The sequence below is a fragment of the Salipiger marinus genome (assembly GCF_035481585.1).
Classification (GTDB): Bacteria; Pseudomonadota; Alphaproteobacteria; order Rhodobacterales; family Rhodobacteraceae; genus Salipiger; species Salipiger marinus.
Map to the genome: position 1 here is coordinate 357,235 of NZ_JAYKSL010000001.1, position 16,272 is coordinate 373,506.

Genomic DNA, 16,272 nt, shown 5'->3' on the forward strand with positions numbered 1-16,272 from the left:
ATTGTCGTGGGTTATAGACAGAAGCCCTGCCCGTGCAACCCCAATCCGACCGGGATCCGCCGCTGTGGCGCGCTACTGCGCCGCGTGCAGCATCCCGTCGCGGGGGCGGCTGTGGTCGCGGGCGGGGTCGCGCTGATACAGATAATCGCGCGTGACGGGCACGGCATATTGCCGATGCGACAGCTGCATGTGGAAGACCGCCTGAAACGATTCCTCGAACGCGGCTTCGCAGACGGCCAGATAGAACCGCCACATGCGGATGAACCGCTCGTCATACATGGCACGCACGCGGGGCAGCGCCGCCTCGAACCGCTGCCGCCAGTGGTTGAGCGTGGGGCCGTAATGGCCGCGCAGCACCTCCACATCCGCGGCCCAGAGCCCGGTGCGTTCCACCGCCGCCGCCACTTCGGACAGCGAGGGCACATAGCCGCCGGGGAAGATATACCTATCGATCCAGGCCGAGGTCGCGGCGGGCGGCGAGACATGGCCGATGGAATGGACCAGCGCCACGCCTTCCGGGGCCAGCAGATCGTCGAGCTTGGCGAAATAGTCGTGCAGATGCGGCGCCCCCACATGTTCCAGCATGCCGACGCTGACGATGCGGTCAAAGCGGTCCTGCAGCAGCCGGTAATCCAGCAGGCGAAAATCGGTCCTGTCGGCAAGGCCTTCCTCCGCAGCGCGGCGGCGCGCGGTGGCAAGCTGGTTTTCCGACAGCGTGACCCCCGTCACATGCACGCCGTGATCGCGCGCCAGCGTCAGCGCCATGCCGCCCCAGCCGCAGCCGATGTCCAGCACCCGCAACCCCGGCTTCAGCAGCAGCTTCTGGGCGATATGGTCCTTTTTCGCCTGCTGCGCCTCCTCCAGCGACAGATCCGGATCGGTGAAATAGGCGCAGGAATACTGCATGTCCCGGTCAAGGAAGAGCCGGTAAAGATCATCGGAAATGTCGTAATGATGCTGCACGTTGCTCTGCGACAGCAGCGGGGTGTTGCGCTGGACCAGCCCGCGCAGCTGCCCGCGCAGCGCATGGACCGCATTGACCCAGACCGGCAGCCGCCCGGCCTGCTGGTTGCGGATCAGAAGCGCCAGAAGATCGTAAAGCCGGTCGGGCGGCACCTGCAGCCTGCCGTCCATGTAGCCCTCGCCAAGCGCCAGCACCGGCCGCAGGCACAGCTCGCGCAGCAGCCGGGCCTCCTTCAGCACCACCTCCGCCTCGGCGCCGCCGGGCCCGTAGTCGCGCACGGTGCCCTCCGGATAGGTGACCCGCAGCCGCCCGGTCACGATCAGGCGATGCAGCATTCTGTCGAGTACGGTTTCCCACATGTCACACCCCCGAGTGACCCTGTTCCAGAAAACGAAGCCAAACGCGCAGACTCGCAAAATTGTTCCCCTAGGTTACAACAGATGCGAAATATGGCAAAGACACCGGGCTTCCCTTGACTTCCCCCCCGCGCCCCTGTGTATCGGCGCCTGACTTTCAAGCAGTTTCCGAAGGGCACTCCACATGCATGCCTATCGCAGCCATACCTGCGCCGACCTGACCAAGGCCAACGAGGGCGAAACCGTTCGCCTGTCGGGCTGGGTGAACCGCATCCGCGACCATGGCGGCATCCTGTTCATCGACCTGCGCGACCATTACGGCATCACACAGGTGCTGTGTGATCCCGACAGCCCCGTCTTTGCAGCGGTGGAAAAGCTGCGGGCGGAATGGTGCGTGCGCATCGACGGCGTGGTGAAGGCGCGCGATGCGAGCCTTGTGAACCCCAAGCTGCCCACCGGCGAGATCGAGGTGTTCATCCGCGATCTGGAGGTTCTGGGCGCCTCCGACGAACTGCCGCTGATGGTGTTCGGCGATCAGGAATATCCCGAAGAAACCCGCCTGCGCTACCGCTACCTTGACCTGCGCCGCGAGGCGATGCAGCGCAACATGGTGCTGCGGTCGGATGTGGTGTCGTCGATCCGCAAGCGGATGTGGGCGCAGGACTTCCGCGAATTCCAGACGCCGATCATCACCGCCTCCAGCCCCGAAGGCGCGCGCGACTTCCTCGTGCCGTCGCGGCTGCATCCGGGCAAGTTCTACGCCCTGCCGCAGGCGCCGCAGCAGTTCAAGCAGCTGATCATGGTGTCGGGCTACGACAAGTATTTCCAGATCGCGCCCTGTTTCCGCGACGAGGATCCGCGCGCCGACCGCTCGCCCACCGATTTCTACCAGCTCGACCTCGAAATGAGCTTCGTCACCCAGCAGGACGTGTTCGACACCGTGGCCCCCGTGGTCGCCGGCGTGTTCGAGGAATTCGGCGGCGGCAAGAAGGTCGACGCCCCCGAGACATGGGAACAGATCAGCTACGCCGATTCCGCGCTGTGGTATGGCACCGACAAGCCCGACCTGCGCAACCCGATCAAGATGCAGGTGGTGAGCGAGCATTTTGCCGGGTCCGGCTTTGCCATCTTCGCCAAGCTGCTGGAACAGGACGGCACCGAAATCCGCGCCATCCCCGCCCCCACCGGCGGCTCGCGCAAGTTCTGCGACCGGATGAACGCCTTTGCCCAGAAAGAGGGTCTGCCCGGCATGGGCTACATCTTCTGGCGCGAAACCGACGGCCAGATGGAGGCCGCCGGTCCGCTTGCCAAGAACATCGGCCCCGAGCGGACCGAGGCGATCCGCCAGCAGCTTGGTCTGGGCGTGGGCGATGCCGCCTTCTTCCTTGGCGGCAAGCCTGCCAGCTTTGAACGGGTGGCGGGCCGCGCCCGCACAGTGATCGGCGAAGAGCTTGGCCTGACCGACAAGAACCGCTTCGCCTTTGCGTGGATCGTCGATTTCCCGATGTATGAAAAAGACGAAACCACCGGCAAGATCGACTTCAGCCACAACCCCTTCTCCATGCCGCAGGGCGGGCTGGAGGCTCTCAAGGGTGATCCGCTGAAGGTTCTGGGCTTCCAGTATGACCTTGCCTGCAACGGCTACGAGCTGATTTCCGGCGCCATCCGCAACCACAAGCCCGAGATCATGTTCAAGGCGTTTGAACTGGCGGGCTATGGCGAGGACGAGGTGCGGCGCCGCTTTGGCGGCATGGTCAACGCCTTCCGCTTCGGCGCCCCGCCGCATGGCGGCTGTGCGGCGGGCATTGACCGGATCGTGATGCTGCTGGCCGACACCGCCAACATCCGCGAGGTCATCATGTTCCCGATGAACCAGCGCGCCGAGGATCTGATGATGGGCGCGCCCTCCGAACCCACCTCGGACCAGCTCATGGAGCTGTCCCTGCGGGTCATTCCGCAGGAGTGAGCGCGATGCTGCAGACGTTGCGGGATCAGGGCTTCGACGTCCTGACCCGCAACCATGCGGAGGCGATCCTCGCCTTCGACTTCCCCGAGGAACTGGCCGAACTGGTCGCCGCCCTGACCGCCTTCCGCATCTCGCTTGCGGAACTGGTGGGGGGTGGCGGCGGCGAGTCGCGCCAGACCCAGCGGTTGCGCCACGCGCTGTCCGCCACCGGCTGGGCCAAGCACAGCTTCAACGTGCGCACCGTGGTCGACGGGCGCGAGCGCGAGGCGATCAGCCACGAGGTCGATCATGTGCGCTTTGGTCCCACCGGCACGCTGGCGCTGGAAATCGAATGGAACAACAAGGATCCGTTCTTTGACCGCGATCTGGAAAATTTCCAGCGGCTGCACGCGCTGTCGGCGATCAGTCTGGGCATCGTGGTGACCCGCGGCGCCTCGATGCAGGAGGCGTTTTTTCCCCGCATCGCCGCATGGATGAACCAGCAGGGGCTGAATTCCGAAGCGGATCTGGACCGGCTCAACATAACCGAACGCACGCGGGCGCAGCGTGCCTCTGTCGCCACGCGCATGGCGCGCGGCATGTCCTTTGCCGAAGCCTTTGCCCGCACCTTCGTGACCAGCAAGTTCGGCCCCGCCTCCACCCACTGGTCAAAGCTGGAGGATCGCGTGGCGCGCGGGGTGGGCAACCCCTGCCCGCTGCTGCTGATCGGGCTGCCGGACAGCCTGCTGACCGATCAGCCGCTGGAGGATCCCGGCGCGCTGGACCTGTTCAGCCTTGACGACTGATCATTCCGCCGCGAGCGAGGAATTGTAGGAATAGGTCTTCCAGCTGGGTTTGTAATCCGCATCCGCCTGATTGCCCCAGACCGTCCAGCCCTGACGCACGCCACGGCCAAACATCTCCAGATACGGACCCTTGGAGCAGCTTTCGATCAGCTCATACTGTTCGTCCGGCTTGCGCGAATGTTCGCGCTTGCGGGTTTGCAGCATGTTCACCTGACTGCGCCCCGGCGACAGGGTGCGCGCGTTGCGGCCCCTTGTCCCGAACAGCAGCAGTTCGGTCACGTTGCGGAAGTAGAACCCGACGCCGCGCCCGTCCGACCCGCCATCCTTGCGGATCTTGTGCCAGACGATGTTCGATTTGTATTCGAACCCCCACGAGGTCAGCACCTGCAGCCCTTCGGGCAGCAGCGCGTTGGGCACCCACAGGTAGCAATGCGCTGTATCTTCAAGGAAATCCGCGACAGGCAGCGCGCAGATATCCTCCAGCGTCATGGTCGGATAGCGGGCCAGCCGCTTGTGCTCCGGCGCCACCTTTCCGGTACGGTTGGTGAACCGCCACGGCGGGTCCGCCATGACGGTGGCGAAACGGTCCCTTCCAAGGAACCCGGACAGGTCTTGCGCGGCGATTTGGCTCATGTCCAAGATATAGCCTCCGGTTCGCCCGCTTGTCACGCGGCTTTCAGCATCAAACACCAGCTTGTCACAGCCGGAACAAAATTGGAACTCCAGATCTGCGCCAGATGACGCAGAGAGGTCGGCCTGTTTCCGCCGCCCTGCCCGCCCGTTTCGCTACGGCAGAGATGAAATCCGGCCCGCGTGCGACTATCTTTGTGCAAAGCCCCTGCACGGAGCACCGCCATGGCCGCGTTCGATCCGATCCTTGCCGATATCCGTTTCGGCTGTGGCCTGTCGCCCCGGATCGCCCCGCCCGGCGAGGCCAAGGCGCTGCTGGCGCAGCTTGATGCCCCGGACAAGGTGGCAAAGCAGTTTCCGGTGGAGGATTTCGACACCTTCCTGACCCGGCTGCAGGCGCGGCTCGACTTTCGCGCCATCCGCAGCAAGGAAAAAGGCTCCCCCGCCGCCGAGAACGCGATCAAACAGCTCAAACGTCTGAACAAGCAGGCCCGCAACGCGCAGATGCTCTGGCTCCGGCAGCAGCTGGCGCGCCGCGTGGTCACTCCGGCGCCCTTCCGCGAACGGCTGACCGTCTTCTGGGCGGATCATTTCACCGCAACCGGCAAGACCGGGCTGCTGCGCTTCGGCAGCTCGCCCTATGTGGAAAGCGCGCTGCGGCCCCACCTTGGCGGGCGGTTCGAGGATCTGCTGATCGCCGCCGTCACCCATCCGCTGATGGTGCATTATCTGGACCAGACCCGGTCCATCGGCCCCAGTTCCCCCGCCGCGCAGGCGAAGAAGGCCAAATCCGGCGGGCTCAACGAAAACCTCGCACGCGAGGTGCTGGAACTGCACACGCTGGGCGCGGACGGGCCCTATACTCAGGATGACGTGCGCGAACTGGCTGAACTGCTGACCGGGCTCACCATGACCGAACGGCAGGGGCAGCAGTTCCGCAAGGCCTTGGACGAACCGGGGCGGGAAACCGTGCTGGGCGTGTCCTATGGCGATGGCAAGGGCGCGCGCCTGCGCGACGTCCATGCCGTGCTGCGCGATCTTGCCCGCCACCCCGCCACCGCGCGGCATCTGGCCCGCAAGCTTGCCGTCCATTTTGTCAGCGACACGCCCGATCCGGCGCTGGTCACGGCGGTGGAGCGCGCCTTTCTGGACAGCGGCACCGATCTGCGCGCGGGCTATGCCGCGCTGATCGGCCACCCCGCGACATGGGCGGCGGCCAGTCCGAACGTGAAACCGCCGCTGGACTTCATCGGTTCGGCGCTGCGCGCGCTGGCGGTGGATCCGGCGCGGCTGGTGAAGCTGGACGAAAAGCAGGGGCGGCAGCTGGTGCACTATCCCATGGCGCTGATGGGCCATGTCTGGGAAGAACCCGACGGGCCGGATGGCCTGCCCGAGGCCGACAGCGCGTGGATTTCGCCGCAGGGCCTGTCGGCGCGGCTGCAATGGGCCGTGGCCGTGCCGCAACAGCTGATGGCCGACCTGCCCGACCCCCGCGCCTTTGTCGAGGTGGCGCTGGGGCCGCGTGTCCCGCCCGCCGTCGCCTTTGCCGCCCGCGCCGCCGAAACCCGCGCCGATGGCGTGGGGCTGGTGCTGGCCTCCCCCGCTTTTCAGAGGATGTGAGCCATGGCTGCCGATCTGACCCGCCGCCTGTTCCTGACCCGCTCCGCCGCGCTGGGATGTTCGCTGGCGGCAAGCCCGCTGGTCACGCCGGTGACCTTTGCCGCAACCCCCGGCGACGCGCGGCTGGTGGTCATCATCCTGCGCGGCGCCATGGACGGGCTGGGCGCGGTGATGCCGCATGGCGATCCGGCCTATGCCGGGCTGCGCGGCGCCCTGCCCGAAGGCGCGGCGGATCTGGACGGGTTCCATGCGCTGCATCCCGCGCTCGCGCCGCTGATGCCGCTGTGGCAGCAGGGCCAGCTGGGCGTGGTGCATGCCGTATCCACCCCCTATCGCGACAAGCGCAGCCATTTTGACGGGCAGGATCTGCTGGAGGCGGGGATCACCGACCTTAGCGCCGGGCTTAGCCGCGATGGCTGGCTGAACCGGCTGCTGCAGCACTATCCGGGCGTAGGCACCGACACCGCCTATGCCATCGGGCGCGATGCGCTGCCGATCCTTGGCGGTGCGGCGCCGGTGTCGCGCTGGTCGCCAGAGGCCGATCTGACGCTGAGCCCGCAGGCGCTGAAGCTCGCCGAACTGGTGATGCAGGATGATCCGCTGTTCGCGGCGGCGCTGGCGCAGGCCTATGACATCACCAGCCAGCCAGAGATGGGCGGGTCGGACCAGCCAAAGGCGCGGGGCAAGAAGGGCCCCTCGCCCGAAGGCCGGATCGCCGAATTTGCCGCGCAGCAGCTTTCGGGGGCGGCGCGCATCGCGTCTTTTTCGATCAACGGCTGGGACACGCATGACAGGCAGGAGGTGGCCCTGACCCGCGCGCTGGCCAAGCTGTCCGAGGTGATCCTGACCCTGCGCGACGGGCTGGGCGGGCCGGTCTGGCAGCAGACGGCGGTGATCGCGATGACCGAATTCGGCCGCACCGTGCGGCTGAACGGCACCGGCGGCACCGATCACGGCACCGGCGGTGCCATGATCCTTGCCGGGGGTGCGATCCGTGGCGGGCAGGTGGTGGCGGACTGGCCCGGCCTGTCAGAGGCCGATCTGTATGCCCGCCGCGATCTGATGCCCACCCGCGACCTGCGCGCCCATGCCGGCTGGATCATTCAGGGCCTGTTCGGGCTGGACCGCGGCGTGGTGGAACGCACCGTCTTCCCGGGGGTGGATCTGGGCGCCGATCCCCGGCTGCTGCTGTAGTCAGATCGCCACACGCTCGGCCAGCCGGTCCTGCACCAGCCCGGCCAGCCGCGCGACATCGGGCTGGACCGGCCTGCCCTGCGCATGGGCGGTGGCCAGCCGCTGCGCCGCCTGTTCCAGCACGTGATCCCCCGCGCTATGCGCCACGCCACGCAGGAAATGGGTCACATAGCCCAGCAGGTGATCGTCCGTCTCGTCCCCCAGCACATCGGCGGCATGGGCCATGTCATCGCGATAGGCCAGCGGATCGGGGCGGATCACGTCGTCGCAGACCAGCCGCATACCCTTGGGCCGCCGCTCTTCGGGCAGCTGCGCCAGAATGGTGTTCTGGAAGATCGCGAGGCTTTCCACGGGTTTGGGCAGGAAATCATCCGCCCCCGCCGCCAGCGCCACATCCTCCGCGAAGCGGTCGCCGCTGGTGCCAAGGATCACCGACACCCGCGGCGCGGCTGCCGCCAGATCGGCGATCAGTTCGGCGCCGGACCCATCGGGCAGGCCCAGATCGATGATCACCACCGTGGGGCGATACACCGCCAGATGCCGCCGCGCCGATTGCAGGCAGTCCGCCCGCCGGATCCGCGCCCCGCTGCGCAGGCAGAGCAGCCGCATGGCATCACAGGCATAGCGGCTGTCTTCCACCACCAGAACCGTCATGCCCAGCAGGGGCCGCGACTGCGACGGCCGCGCGATCGGGTTCAGTCCATCCTTGTCGGTCATCTGAGTCTCCTTCAGCCACCTCCACATCCTCCGGTCTCCTCCCTAACAGGCGGTTAATGGACGCACCCTCCTTGCGAGAATCCCCTCGGCCAAGCCATAAGCGGGACCAGCCTTGCCCTTGGAGTGTCCAGCATGATCGGTCGCCTGAACCATGTCGCCATCGCCGTCCCCGACCTTGACGCCGCCGCCGCGCAGTATCGCTGCACGCTGGGGGCAAAGGTCGGCGCGCCGCAGGACGAACCCGATCACGGCGTGACCGTGATCTTCATCGAACTGCCCAACACCAAGATCGAACTGCTGTATCCCTTGGGCGAAAATTCCCCGATCGCGGGATTTCTGGAAAAGAACCCGTCAGGCGGGATTCATCACGTCTGCTACGAGGTGGATGACATTCTGGCGGCGCGGGACCATCTGAAAGCGGCGGGCGCCCGCGTGCTGGGCACCGGCGAGCCCAAGATCGGCGCCCATGGCAAACCCGTGCTGTTCCTGCATCCGAAGGATTTTCAGGGCACGCTGGTGGAACTGGAACAGGTCTGACGGACCGACAGGAGATATTCGAATGGCCATCACTTCCGCGCTCGTGCTTTACGCCGTGATCTGGTTCATGACCTTTCTCTGCGTGATCCCGCTGCGGCTGAAAACGCAGGGCGATCTGGGGCAGGTCGTGCCCGGCACCCATGCCAGCAGCCCCGAGGTGCACAACCTCAAGCGCAAGGCGATCATCACCAGCGGCGTCGCGCTGGTGATCTGGGCGATCCTTGCCACCATCATCCTTGGCGGCTTCATCACCGTGCGCGACATCGACAGCTGGATGTTCAACCGCATGGCACCGCTCAGCGGATCCTGACCGGATCAGCCTGCGGGGCGCTGGCCCTGCAGGCGGTGGAACAGATGGGTGAAGGTCGCGGCCCCCAGAATAGGGATCAGCAGGTTCACCAGCGGGATGGTCAGCGGCAGCGCCATCAGCACCCCGGCGATCCAGATCGTGCCCAGATGGCGGCGGCGCAGGCGCGTCGCCTCGGCGCGTCCGACGCGGCGGATGGCGGCAAGGGTGAAATATTCCCGCCCCAGCAGAAAGCCGTTCAGCCCCCAGAAGATGAAGGGGGCGAAGGGTGCAAACATCAGATACAGCACCAGCGCCACGAGGTTGGCGAGGATCAGCACCCCCAGAAAGGCGGCGCTGTCGCGCAGCTCCTCGGTCCATGGCACGTTGCGGCCCGGGCCAAGTGCGGGGTAATGCCGGTCCTCCACCGCCTGCGCCACCTCGTCCAGAAAGAACGAGGTGATGGCGGAGGCCACGGGCACCATCAGCACCACCGACAGCAGCAGCATCAGCGGCACCGCGCCCCAGCTGATGGCGGTGTCGACCCATGTGATCTGGCCGATCCATGGCAGGGTCACGCTGTCGCCCACCAGCCAGCCCACCAGCCAGACAAAGGCGACATAGATCGCAACGAACACCCCCACCGTCAGCGCCAGCCCCTTGAGCAGCACCGACCGGAACCGGACATCACCCAGCTGGGCGAGCGCGGCGAAGAAAGACGCAAGGATCATGTGTCCATCCATGTGGTGATGCGGTCCAGATCCGGGCGCGGACGGTCCGGCGGCGCAGAGGTTTCGGTGCCGATATGCAGAAAGCCCGCCACCCGCTCCTGCGGGGCAAGGCCAAGCTGCTGCTCGCCGAAGGCGCGGTCATGCGCCACCCAGCCGCTGAGCCAGTTGGCCCCCCAGCCCGAGGCCAGCGCGGCATTCAGCAGCGCCAGACAGACGGCGCCTGCGGAATAGGTCTGTTCCAGCGGCGGGATCTTGGGGCTGTCCTTCTGCACCTCCACCACCACCACGCAAAGCGGGCTGTCGGCAAAGGCGGCGCGGGCCTTGGCGGCCTGATCCTCGTCCAGACCCAGCGCCGCGGCGCGGCCCGTGGCGGCAAGCGCCAGCCGCTCCAGCGCGGTGCGGCCCAGCACGATGAACCGCCACGGCTCCAGCTTGCCATGGTCGGGGCTGCGGGCGGCGGCGGTCAGGATCGGCACCAGCTGGTCGCGGTCCGGCGCGGGAGTGGTCAGGGTCTTGGCCGGGCGGGACCGCCGGGTCAGCAGGAAGTCCATCGCCTGCGGGTTGGGGCTGGGCATGCGCATCTCCTTGGATTGCCGGTTCTATGTCAGCCTTTGCGGCGCGGGATTCAACCGCCCGCGTTGCCGGATCCGCAGGCGGCTGCTACAGCCAGCGGCATGGAGGATCTGCGCCATCTTGCCCTGCCCGGCACCACGCTTGCCCTGCGCGTCACCCCGCGCGCCGCGCGCAATGCCGTCACGCTGAAGGACGGGCAGCTGCGCGTCACCGTCACCACCGTGCCGGAGGACGGCAAGGCCAATGCCGCCGTGGTGCAGCTGCTGGCCAAGGCGCTGGGGATTCCAAAATCGCGGCTGACGCTGGTCCGGGGCGCCACCTCGCGCGACAAGCTGTTCCGGATCGAGCCGTGATCAGCCCTTGGCGCGGGTATAGACGCCTTCGGGCAGGCTAAGCGCCGCCGCCAGATCCTTCATCTGCGACAGCGACAGGGTGATCCGGTTCACGCGGTCGGTGCGCGGGTCATACTGTTCGACCGTGATACATTCCTCGAAGCTGGAAACGATCACGTCTTCCTGCAAATGTGGGCTGCCCTCGTCGACGAGGGTGACCACGGTGGCGTCAAATTCGTGCTCTATGCTGAACATGGGCTCAGCCTAGACCAGCCCCGTGGTCCTGCCCAGCCCCGAAATCGCATCTGCGTGTATGCCCGTGGCGGCAGGCTGGCGCCGCGCCCGCAGCCGGGCTACGCTTGGCCCAAGGTCCACCCCGAACCGGAGAGCGCGCCACCGATGCACCGCCTGATTCCCCTTGTCGTCGCCCTGCTGACCATGGCCGGCTGCGCCACCGTGCCGGTAATGACCAATCCCGGCCAGCCCTCCGCGATCCAAGGCCAGCCTGCGGAACGGGCGGCACGGCAGTTCGTGCAGGTGGTGGACCGGGTGGAACCGGTGGCGGAGGCGGAATGCCGCCGCCTGCTGCGGATGTCCGCCAATTGCGATTTCCTGATCGTGGTGGATGACCGTCCGGGGCAGGAACCGAACGCCTTTCAGACGCTGGACCGTTCTGGGCGGCCCATTCTTGCCTTCAACATCCCGCTCATCCAGTCGGTGGACAATGCTGATGAACTGGCCTTCGTCATGGGGCACGAGGCGTCGCATCACATCCTTGGGCATCTGGGCCGGGTGCAGCAGGACGCGACCATCGGCGCCATCGTGTTTTCCGGGCTCGCCGCCATGACCGGGGCGGATGCCCAGTCCGTGCGCTCTGCCGAGGAATTCGGCGCCTCGCTGGGGGCGCGCACCTTTACCAAGGATTACGAGCTGGAGGCCGACCAGCTTGGCACCATCGTCACGCTGCGCGCGGGCTATGATCCGGTGCGGGGGGCGGAATTCTTCACCCGCCTGCCCGATCCCGGCAACCGCTTCCTTGGCACCCATCCGCCGAACGCCGCCCGCATGGAAATCGTGCGCCGCACCGCCGAAGCCGCGCGCGCGGGCGGAGTCTGATCCACACCCCCGCGACATTGACCTGCATCAAGGGCCGCGCGCCCGCCCGATGCTACGCTTCCCCGGTCTGACAGGTCACAGAGGGAGGCCCCGATGCCCGGACGCGAAGATCTGAAACGCCACGCCCGGCTGGTCGATGACATGGCGACAGCGCTTGGCCTTGACCTGCAGGAGCAGATGCTGCGCGGCAGGCTCGACATGGACGGGCTGGAGGAGGCGGTGTTCAGCTGCACCGCCTGCACCCGTCCCGGCGACTGCGAAAGCTGGCTGGCGCAGCATAACGGGACGCCGGAGCAGGCCCCGCCGGACTACTGCCGCAACGCCACCCTGTTCAGCGATCTGCGCAAGGGCTGAGCCGTGACCGTCGCCAGACCCCGCCCGCCGCGGCCCTTGGGCGATGCGACAGAGCATTACTGGCGCGTGCAGCGCATGGCCCGCGCCACCGGGCTTGATCTGGTGGAGGCGCAGCAGGATGGCGCGCTGGATCCGCGACACTGGGCGGGGATGGTGCGGCGCTGCCGGGGCTGCGCCTGGGCCGAGGCCTGTGGCCGCTGGCTCGACCGTCCCGAGGTCAGCCCGCGCCCCCTGCCCGAGGGATGCGCCAACCGGCGGCTCTTTGGCACGTTGCAGGCGCTGGCGCAGACCGACGCCTGACGCCCCAGACAGGAACGGCCCCCGAACTGGGGGCCGTTTCTATTCGGGGCAGAGCCGGGCGGGATCAGTCGGCGCGCAGGCCGCCTGCCGATTCCTTGATGGCGTCGTACTGGCCGGACGGGCGGAAGCGCCACAGATATTCCGGCAGCACCGCTTCGGGCGCGGTGGGGATGATGCCCAGTTCGGCAAAGCCGCGCGCACCTTCGGACACCACGTTGTCCTTGCGCAGCATCACCACCTGATCGCGGGTGATCTGCGCCGGAAACAGCCCGCCGGTCATGCGCTGGCCAAATTCCGACACGCTGGCGATGATGTTCGCCACGCCATAGGGGATGTCCGCGATCAGACGGCGGCGGCGGATCACTTTCAGCATGCCCTCCATCAGCTCGCGGAAGGTTTCCACCTCCGGCCCGCCGAGTTCATAGATGCCGGGCGCCGCTTCGCCCGTGGCGCCCTTGACCGCGGCATGCGCCACGTCATCGACGTAGACCGGCTGGAACCGGATGTTGGCCCCCACCACGGGCAGCACCGGCCCCATGCGCGACATGCCCGCGAAGCGGTTGAAGAAGCCGTCCCCGGGGCCGAAGATCACCGAAGGCCGCAGGATCACGGCACCGGGGAACGCCGCCATCACCGCATCCTCGCCAAGCGCCTTGGTCCGGGCATAGGCCGACTCGCTGTCGCGGTCCGCCCCCAGCGCCGAGATATGGACCATATGCGCCACGCCCTGTTCGGCGGCGATGCGGGCGATGCGCGCGGCGCCTTCGTGCTGCACCGCGTCAAAGCTGTTCTTGCCCCGGGCATCGAAGGTGCCCACGCAATTGACCACCGCATCGGCGCCCATCATCACCGACCGCACCGACTCGTCGTTGCGGATGTTGCACAGCACCGGCTCCACCTGACCGACCGTGCCATAGGGGCGGACAAACAGCGCCTCGTTCGGACGCCGGACGGCGACGCGGACGCGCCAGCCAAGCTTGGCCATACGACGGGCGACGTAACGACCGACAAAGCCGGATCCCCCATAAATGGTGACGAGTTTGCTCATCTGGCGACTCCTGCTGCGAGGTTCTCCGGACCTGAATACCCATGCAGGCCGGGCCGGGCAAGGTGGCGTGGTGTCGCCGGGAAAACGAAATGAAAAAAACCCGTTGACACTGTTTGCTACTCCCCTTAAACGCCCCTTCACCACCTGTGCCCAGGTGGCGGAATGGTAGACGCGCTGGCTTCAGGTGCCAGTGGCCGCAAGGCCGTGGAGGTTCGAGTCCTCTCCTGGGCACCACTTACTCCCCCCTAAAAATCACCCGATATGTCCCGCCGCTCGCAGCGGGATTGCGGGCGTTTTTCTGTGCATGTCCCGTCGGGCCAGAGCCATGTGCGCGCGCGTCCTGCGCGCACAGATGCAGGGCTGCAACAGTCGCGGCATATACTTGACAGAAACACTTGAGAAATCCGCCCCCAGAGCGTCTTTGACCGGCAAAGCAAGCTTTTCGCCAGCCAGACACCCTTTTAGGTCAGGATCCGTCCCATGGCGACAAAACGCGCAAGCCTTGCGTCCGGCACAGCCATTCTTCTGCTTGTGTCGATGGGCACGCTGGTCGGCACCGCCCGCGCCCAGTCCACAGACACCGAAACCGCCGGTGACGGCTACCTTGGCACGCTGGTCATCAGCGCCGAGGACCAGATCAAGCAGGCGCTCGGCGCCTCGACGGTGACAGGGGAAGATCTGGAAAAGCAGCCTGTCGTCAATGACATCGCCGACATCATCCGCAAACAGCCCGGCGTCAACCTGACCGGCAACAGCGCCTCGGGCCAGCGCGGCAACCAGCGCCAGATCGACATTCGCGGCATGGGTCCGGAAAACGTGCTGATCCTTGTCGATGGCCGCCCGGTGACCTCGCGCAATGCGGCGCGCATGGGCCGTCAGGGCGAACGCGACACGCGCGGCGATTCCAACTGGGTGCCCGCCGAACTGGTGGAGCGGATCGAGGTGATCCGCGGCCCGGCTGCCGCCCGCTATGGCTCTGGCGCGGCGGGCGGTGTGGTCAACATCATCACCAAAAAGCAGCTCGACGAACCGACCGCACAGGTCAGCCTGCATTTTGATGCCCCCGAAAGCGACAAGGAGGGCGTCACCCGCCGCGCCAACGTGCTGTTCGCAGGCCCGCTGAACGACCGGCTGAGCTACCGGCTTTATGCCAATGTCAACAAGACCGATGGCGACGATCCGGACATCAACGAGGGCGAGGCCGCTGGCAGCGAAGGGGTCACCAACCGCGATCTGGGCGCCCTGCTGAGCTGGCAGCTGAACGCGCAGAACACGCTGGATTTCGAACTGACCCATTCGCGGCAGACCAACCTTTTTGCGGGGGAAACCGGCTTCGGCTCGGGCGTGACCGAGGAAATCGGCGACGACACCACCGGCACCTTCAGCCCCGTGGGCGAAGAAACCCGCCGCGACACGCGCACCGTTCTGGCGGTCACCCATACTGGCGATTACGATTTCGGCAGTTCGCAGAGCTATCTTCAGTATGAACGCACGCTGAACAGCGCGCTGTGCCAAGGCACGTCCGGCGGTGGCGAAGGCACGCTGTCCTATTGCGTCGACAGCGACGGCGACGGCACCAATGACGATGTGGCGTGGGTCGATACCGACTATGACGCGCTGTCGGGCAAGACGCAGTGGGATCTGTATGGCAGCCTGATGGGGGCGGAAACCACCTATACGCTGGGGGCCGAACTGCGGGCCGAGCGCATCAATCAGGACATCCCCGACGCGCTGCTCGCCGCCAGCCCCACCCGCGACGAGTTCAAGGACGAAGACGCCAAGCGCCAGACCATCTGGGGCGTCTATTCCGAAGCCAACATCCTTGTGAATGACCGGCTGACCCTGACTCCGGGCCTGCGCTACGACAGGTCCGACAAGTTCGGCGGCAACTGGTCGCCCAGCCTGAACGCCACCTATGATTTCGATGATGAATGGTCGATGAAAGTGGGCATCGCACGGGCGTTCAAGGCGCCGAACCTGTTCCAGCTGAACCCGGATTACTATTACAACACCATGGGCATGGGCTGCCCGGACGGGTTCAGCGGCCCCTGCCGGATTCAGGGCAATGCCGATCTGGATCCGGAAATCTCGATCAACAAGGAAATCGGCGTGGCCTATAACGGCCTTTCGGGCCGCAGCTTCAGCCTGACCTATTTCCACAACGATTACCGCGACCGCATCGCTGCGGATGTGGTCGGCGGCGAGGTCGATCCATCAACCGGCGGCTCCGTCTTCCAGTGGGCGAACGTGCCCGAAGCGGTGGTGGCGGGCTGGGAAGGCAATTTCTACACCCCGATTGCCGAGGATTTCGCCTTTAACATGAACTTCACCGTGATGACGGAATCGGAAAACAAGCAGACCGGCAACCCGCTGAGCCTTGTGCCCGATTACACGGTCAACGCGGCGCTGGACTGGCAGGCCACCGACGATCTGCTGCTGCGGCTGTCGGCCACCCATTACGGCACGATCCCGACCATCACCACCACGCTCAGCACCAATGTCGAGGTCACCGACGAGGCCGATCTGACCGAGCGTGATCCCTACACGCTGGTCGATCTGTCAGCCAAATGGGATCTGGGCAACGACTCCCATATCTCTGCCGGGGTCACCAACCTGTTCGACACCTCGATCGAGCGCACCGGCAACGGGTCGGAGACCTTCAACGAACCGGGGCGTGCCTATTTCATCGGTCTGACCAAGACCTTCTGATCGGCTCGTCCCGACCATTACGGGCCGCCCGGATCCGCTCCGGGCGGCGCCGCA

General features: G+C 66.3%; 18 protein-coding genes and 1 tRNA gene. 12 read left to right on the forward strand and 7 right to left on the reverse strand.

Translation table 11 applies throughout. The features are described 5' to 3' along the window. Positions 1–72: 72 nt before the first annotated feature. Entirely contained in the window at positions 73–1,323 is a 1,251-nt protein-coding gene (locus VK682_RS01835) for a class I SAM-dependent methyltransferase (RefSeq protein WP_324781347.1), read from the reverse strand. A gap of 181 nt (positions 1,324–1,504) precedes the next feature. Here VK682_RS01835 and aspS point away from each other — a divergent pair, with 181 nt between their 5' ends. Next, positions 1,505–3,286: an aspartate--tRNA ligase gene (gene aspS, locus VK682_RS01840; RefSeq protein ID WP_230794827.1), complete on the forward strand. Its 1,782-nt coding sequence runs from the start codon at positions 1,505–1,507 to the stop codon at positions 3,284–3,286. 5 nt (positions 3,287–3,291) lie between these two features. Continuing rightward, positions 3,292–4,071, forward strand: coding sequence for a BglII/BstYI family type II restriction endonuclease (locus VK682_RS01845; RefSeq protein ID WP_089842840.1), 780 nt, complete (start codon positions 3,292–3,294; stop codon positions 4,069–4,071). Here the strand turns inward: VK682_RS01845 and VK682_RS01850 are convergent, their stop codons facing one another. Next, positions 4,072–4,704: an MT-A70 family methyltransferase gene (locus tag VK682_RS01850; RefSeq protein ID WP_089842843.1), complete on the reverse strand. Its 633-nt coding sequence runs from the start codon at positions 4,702–4,704 to the stop codon at positions 4,072–4,074. A 222-nt stretch (positions 4,705–4,926) separates the two neighbouring features. Here VK682_RS01850 and VK682_RS01855 point away from each other — a divergent pair, with 222 nt between their 5' ends. After that, positions 4,927–6,321 (forward strand): DUF1800 domain-containing protein, encoded by a 1,395-nt coding sequence (locus VK682_RS01855; protein ID WP_324781348.1) that lies wholly within the window; start codon positions 4,927–4,929, stop codon positions 6,319–6,321. A 3-nt stretch (positions 6,322–6,324) separates the two neighbouring features. After that, the gene (locus VK682_RS01860) at positions 6,325–7,515 is read left to right on the forward strand and encodes a DUF1501 domain-containing protein (RefSeq protein WP_230794830.1); all 1,191 of its coding nucleotides are present in this window, start codon (positions 6,325–6,327) and stop codon (positions 7,513–7,515) included. Here the strand turns inward: VK682_RS01860 and VK682_RS01865 are convergent, their stop codons facing one another. Further along, complete coding sequence (locus tag VK682_RS01865; RefSeq protein WP_230794831.1) at positions 7,516–8,232, reverse strand: response regulator transcription factor; 717 nt, start codon at positions 8,230–8,232, stop codon at positions 7,516–7,518. Between the two features lie 132 nt (positions 8,233–8,364). On the opposite strand from VK682_RS01865, the gene mce reads away from it, so the two are divergent. Then, positions 8,365–8,769 carry a methylmalonyl-CoA epimerase gene (mce, locus tag VK682_RS01870; protein ID WP_089842854.1) on the forward strand — a complete coding sequence of 135 codons (405 nt, stop codon included), beginning with the start codon at positions 8,365–8,367 and terminating at the stop codon, positions 8,767–8,769. 22 nt (positions 8,770–8,791) lie between these two features. Beyond that, positions 8,792–9,079, forward strand: coding sequence for a DUF1467 family protein (locus VK682_RS01875; protein ID WP_089842856.1), 288 nt, complete (start codon positions 8,792–8,794; stop codon positions 9,077–9,079). A gap of 5 nt (positions 9,080–9,084) precedes the next feature. On the opposite strand, the gene VK682_RS01880 is transcribed toward VK682_RS01875, so the two are convergent. Together VK682_RS01880 and VK682_RS01885 are read right to left on the reverse strand one after the other, a co-directional pair. Then, complete coding sequence (locus VK682_RS01880) at positions 9,085–9,786, reverse strand: EI24 domain-containing protein (RefSeq protein ID WP_230794832.1); 702 nt, start codon at positions 9,784–9,786, stop codon at positions 9,085–9,087. Further along, entirely contained in the window at positions 9,783–10,361 is a 579-nt protein-coding gene (locus VK682_RS01885) for a nitroreductase family protein (protein ID WP_230794834.1), read from the reverse strand. Before VK682_RS01885 ends, VK682_RS01880 begins: the two co-directional genes overlap by 4 nt. A 99-nt stretch (positions 10,362–10,460) precedes the next feature. Here VK682_RS01885 and VK682_RS01890 point away from each other — a divergent pair, with 99 nt between their 5' ends. Continuing rightward, positions 10,461–10,712, forward strand: a complete 252-nt coding sequence (locus tag VK682_RS01890; RefSeq protein ID WP_089842865.1) for a DUF167 domain-containing protein — start codon at positions 10,461–10,463, stop codon at positions 10,710–10,712. Here the strand turns inward: VK682_RS01890 and VK682_RS01895 are convergent, their stop codons facing one another. Next, complete coding sequence (locus tag VK682_RS01895) at positions 10,713–10,946, reverse strand: DUF8831 family protein (RefSeq protein ID WP_230794835.1); 234 nt, start codon at positions 10,944–10,946, stop codon at positions 10,713–10,715. 144 nt (positions 10,947–11,090) lie between these two features. Between VK682_RS01895 and VK682_RS01900 the strand changes: the two genes are divergently transcribed. The 3 genes from VK682_RS01900 (at position 11,091) to VK682_RS01910 (ending at position 12,461) form a co-directional block, all read left to right on the forward strand. After that, complete coding sequence (locus VK682_RS01900; protein WP_230794836.1) at positions 11,091–11,807, forward strand: M48 family metallopeptidase; 717 nt, start codon at positions 11,091–11,093, stop codon at positions 11,805–11,807. 93 nt (positions 11,808–11,900) lie between these two features. Then, positions 11,901–12,161 carry a DUF6455 family protein gene (locus tag VK682_RS01905; RefSeq protein ID WP_230794837.1) on the forward strand — a complete coding sequence of 87 codons (261 nt, stop codon included), beginning with the start codon at positions 11,901–11,903 and terminating at the stop codon, positions 12,159–12,161. A gap of 3 nt (positions 12,162–12,164) precedes the next feature. Then, the gene (locus VK682_RS01910) at positions 12,165–12,461 is read left to right on the forward strand and encodes a DUF6455 family protein (RefSeq protein WP_230794838.1); all 297 of its coding nucleotides are present in this window, start codon (positions 12,165–12,167) and stop codon (positions 12,459–12,461) included. A gap of 64 nt (positions 12,462–12,525) precedes the next feature. On the opposite strand, the gene VK682_RS01915 is transcribed toward VK682_RS01910, so the two are convergent. After that, positions 12,526–13,509 (reverse strand): complex I NDUFA9 subunit family protein, encoded by a 984-nt coding sequence (locus VK682_RS01915; protein ID WP_230794840.1) that lies wholly within the window; start codon positions 13,507–13,509, stop codon positions 12,526–12,528. 148 nt (positions 13,510–13,657) lie between these two features. On the opposite strand from VK682_RS01915, the gene VK682_RS01920 reads away from it, so the two are divergent. Together VK682_RS01920 and VK682_RS01925 are read left to right on the forward strand one after the other, a co-directional pair. After that, a tRNA-Leu gene (locus tag VK682_RS01920) sits at positions 13,658–13,743 on the forward strand. 246 nt (positions 13,744–13,989) lie between these two features. Next, complete coding sequence (locus VK682_RS01925) at positions 13,990–16,218, forward strand: FepA family TonB-dependent siderophore receptor (protein ID WP_230794842.1); 2,229 nt, start codon at positions 13,990–13,992, stop codon at positions 16,216–16,218. The last annotated feature ends 54 nt before the right edge of the window (positions 16,219–16,272 follow it).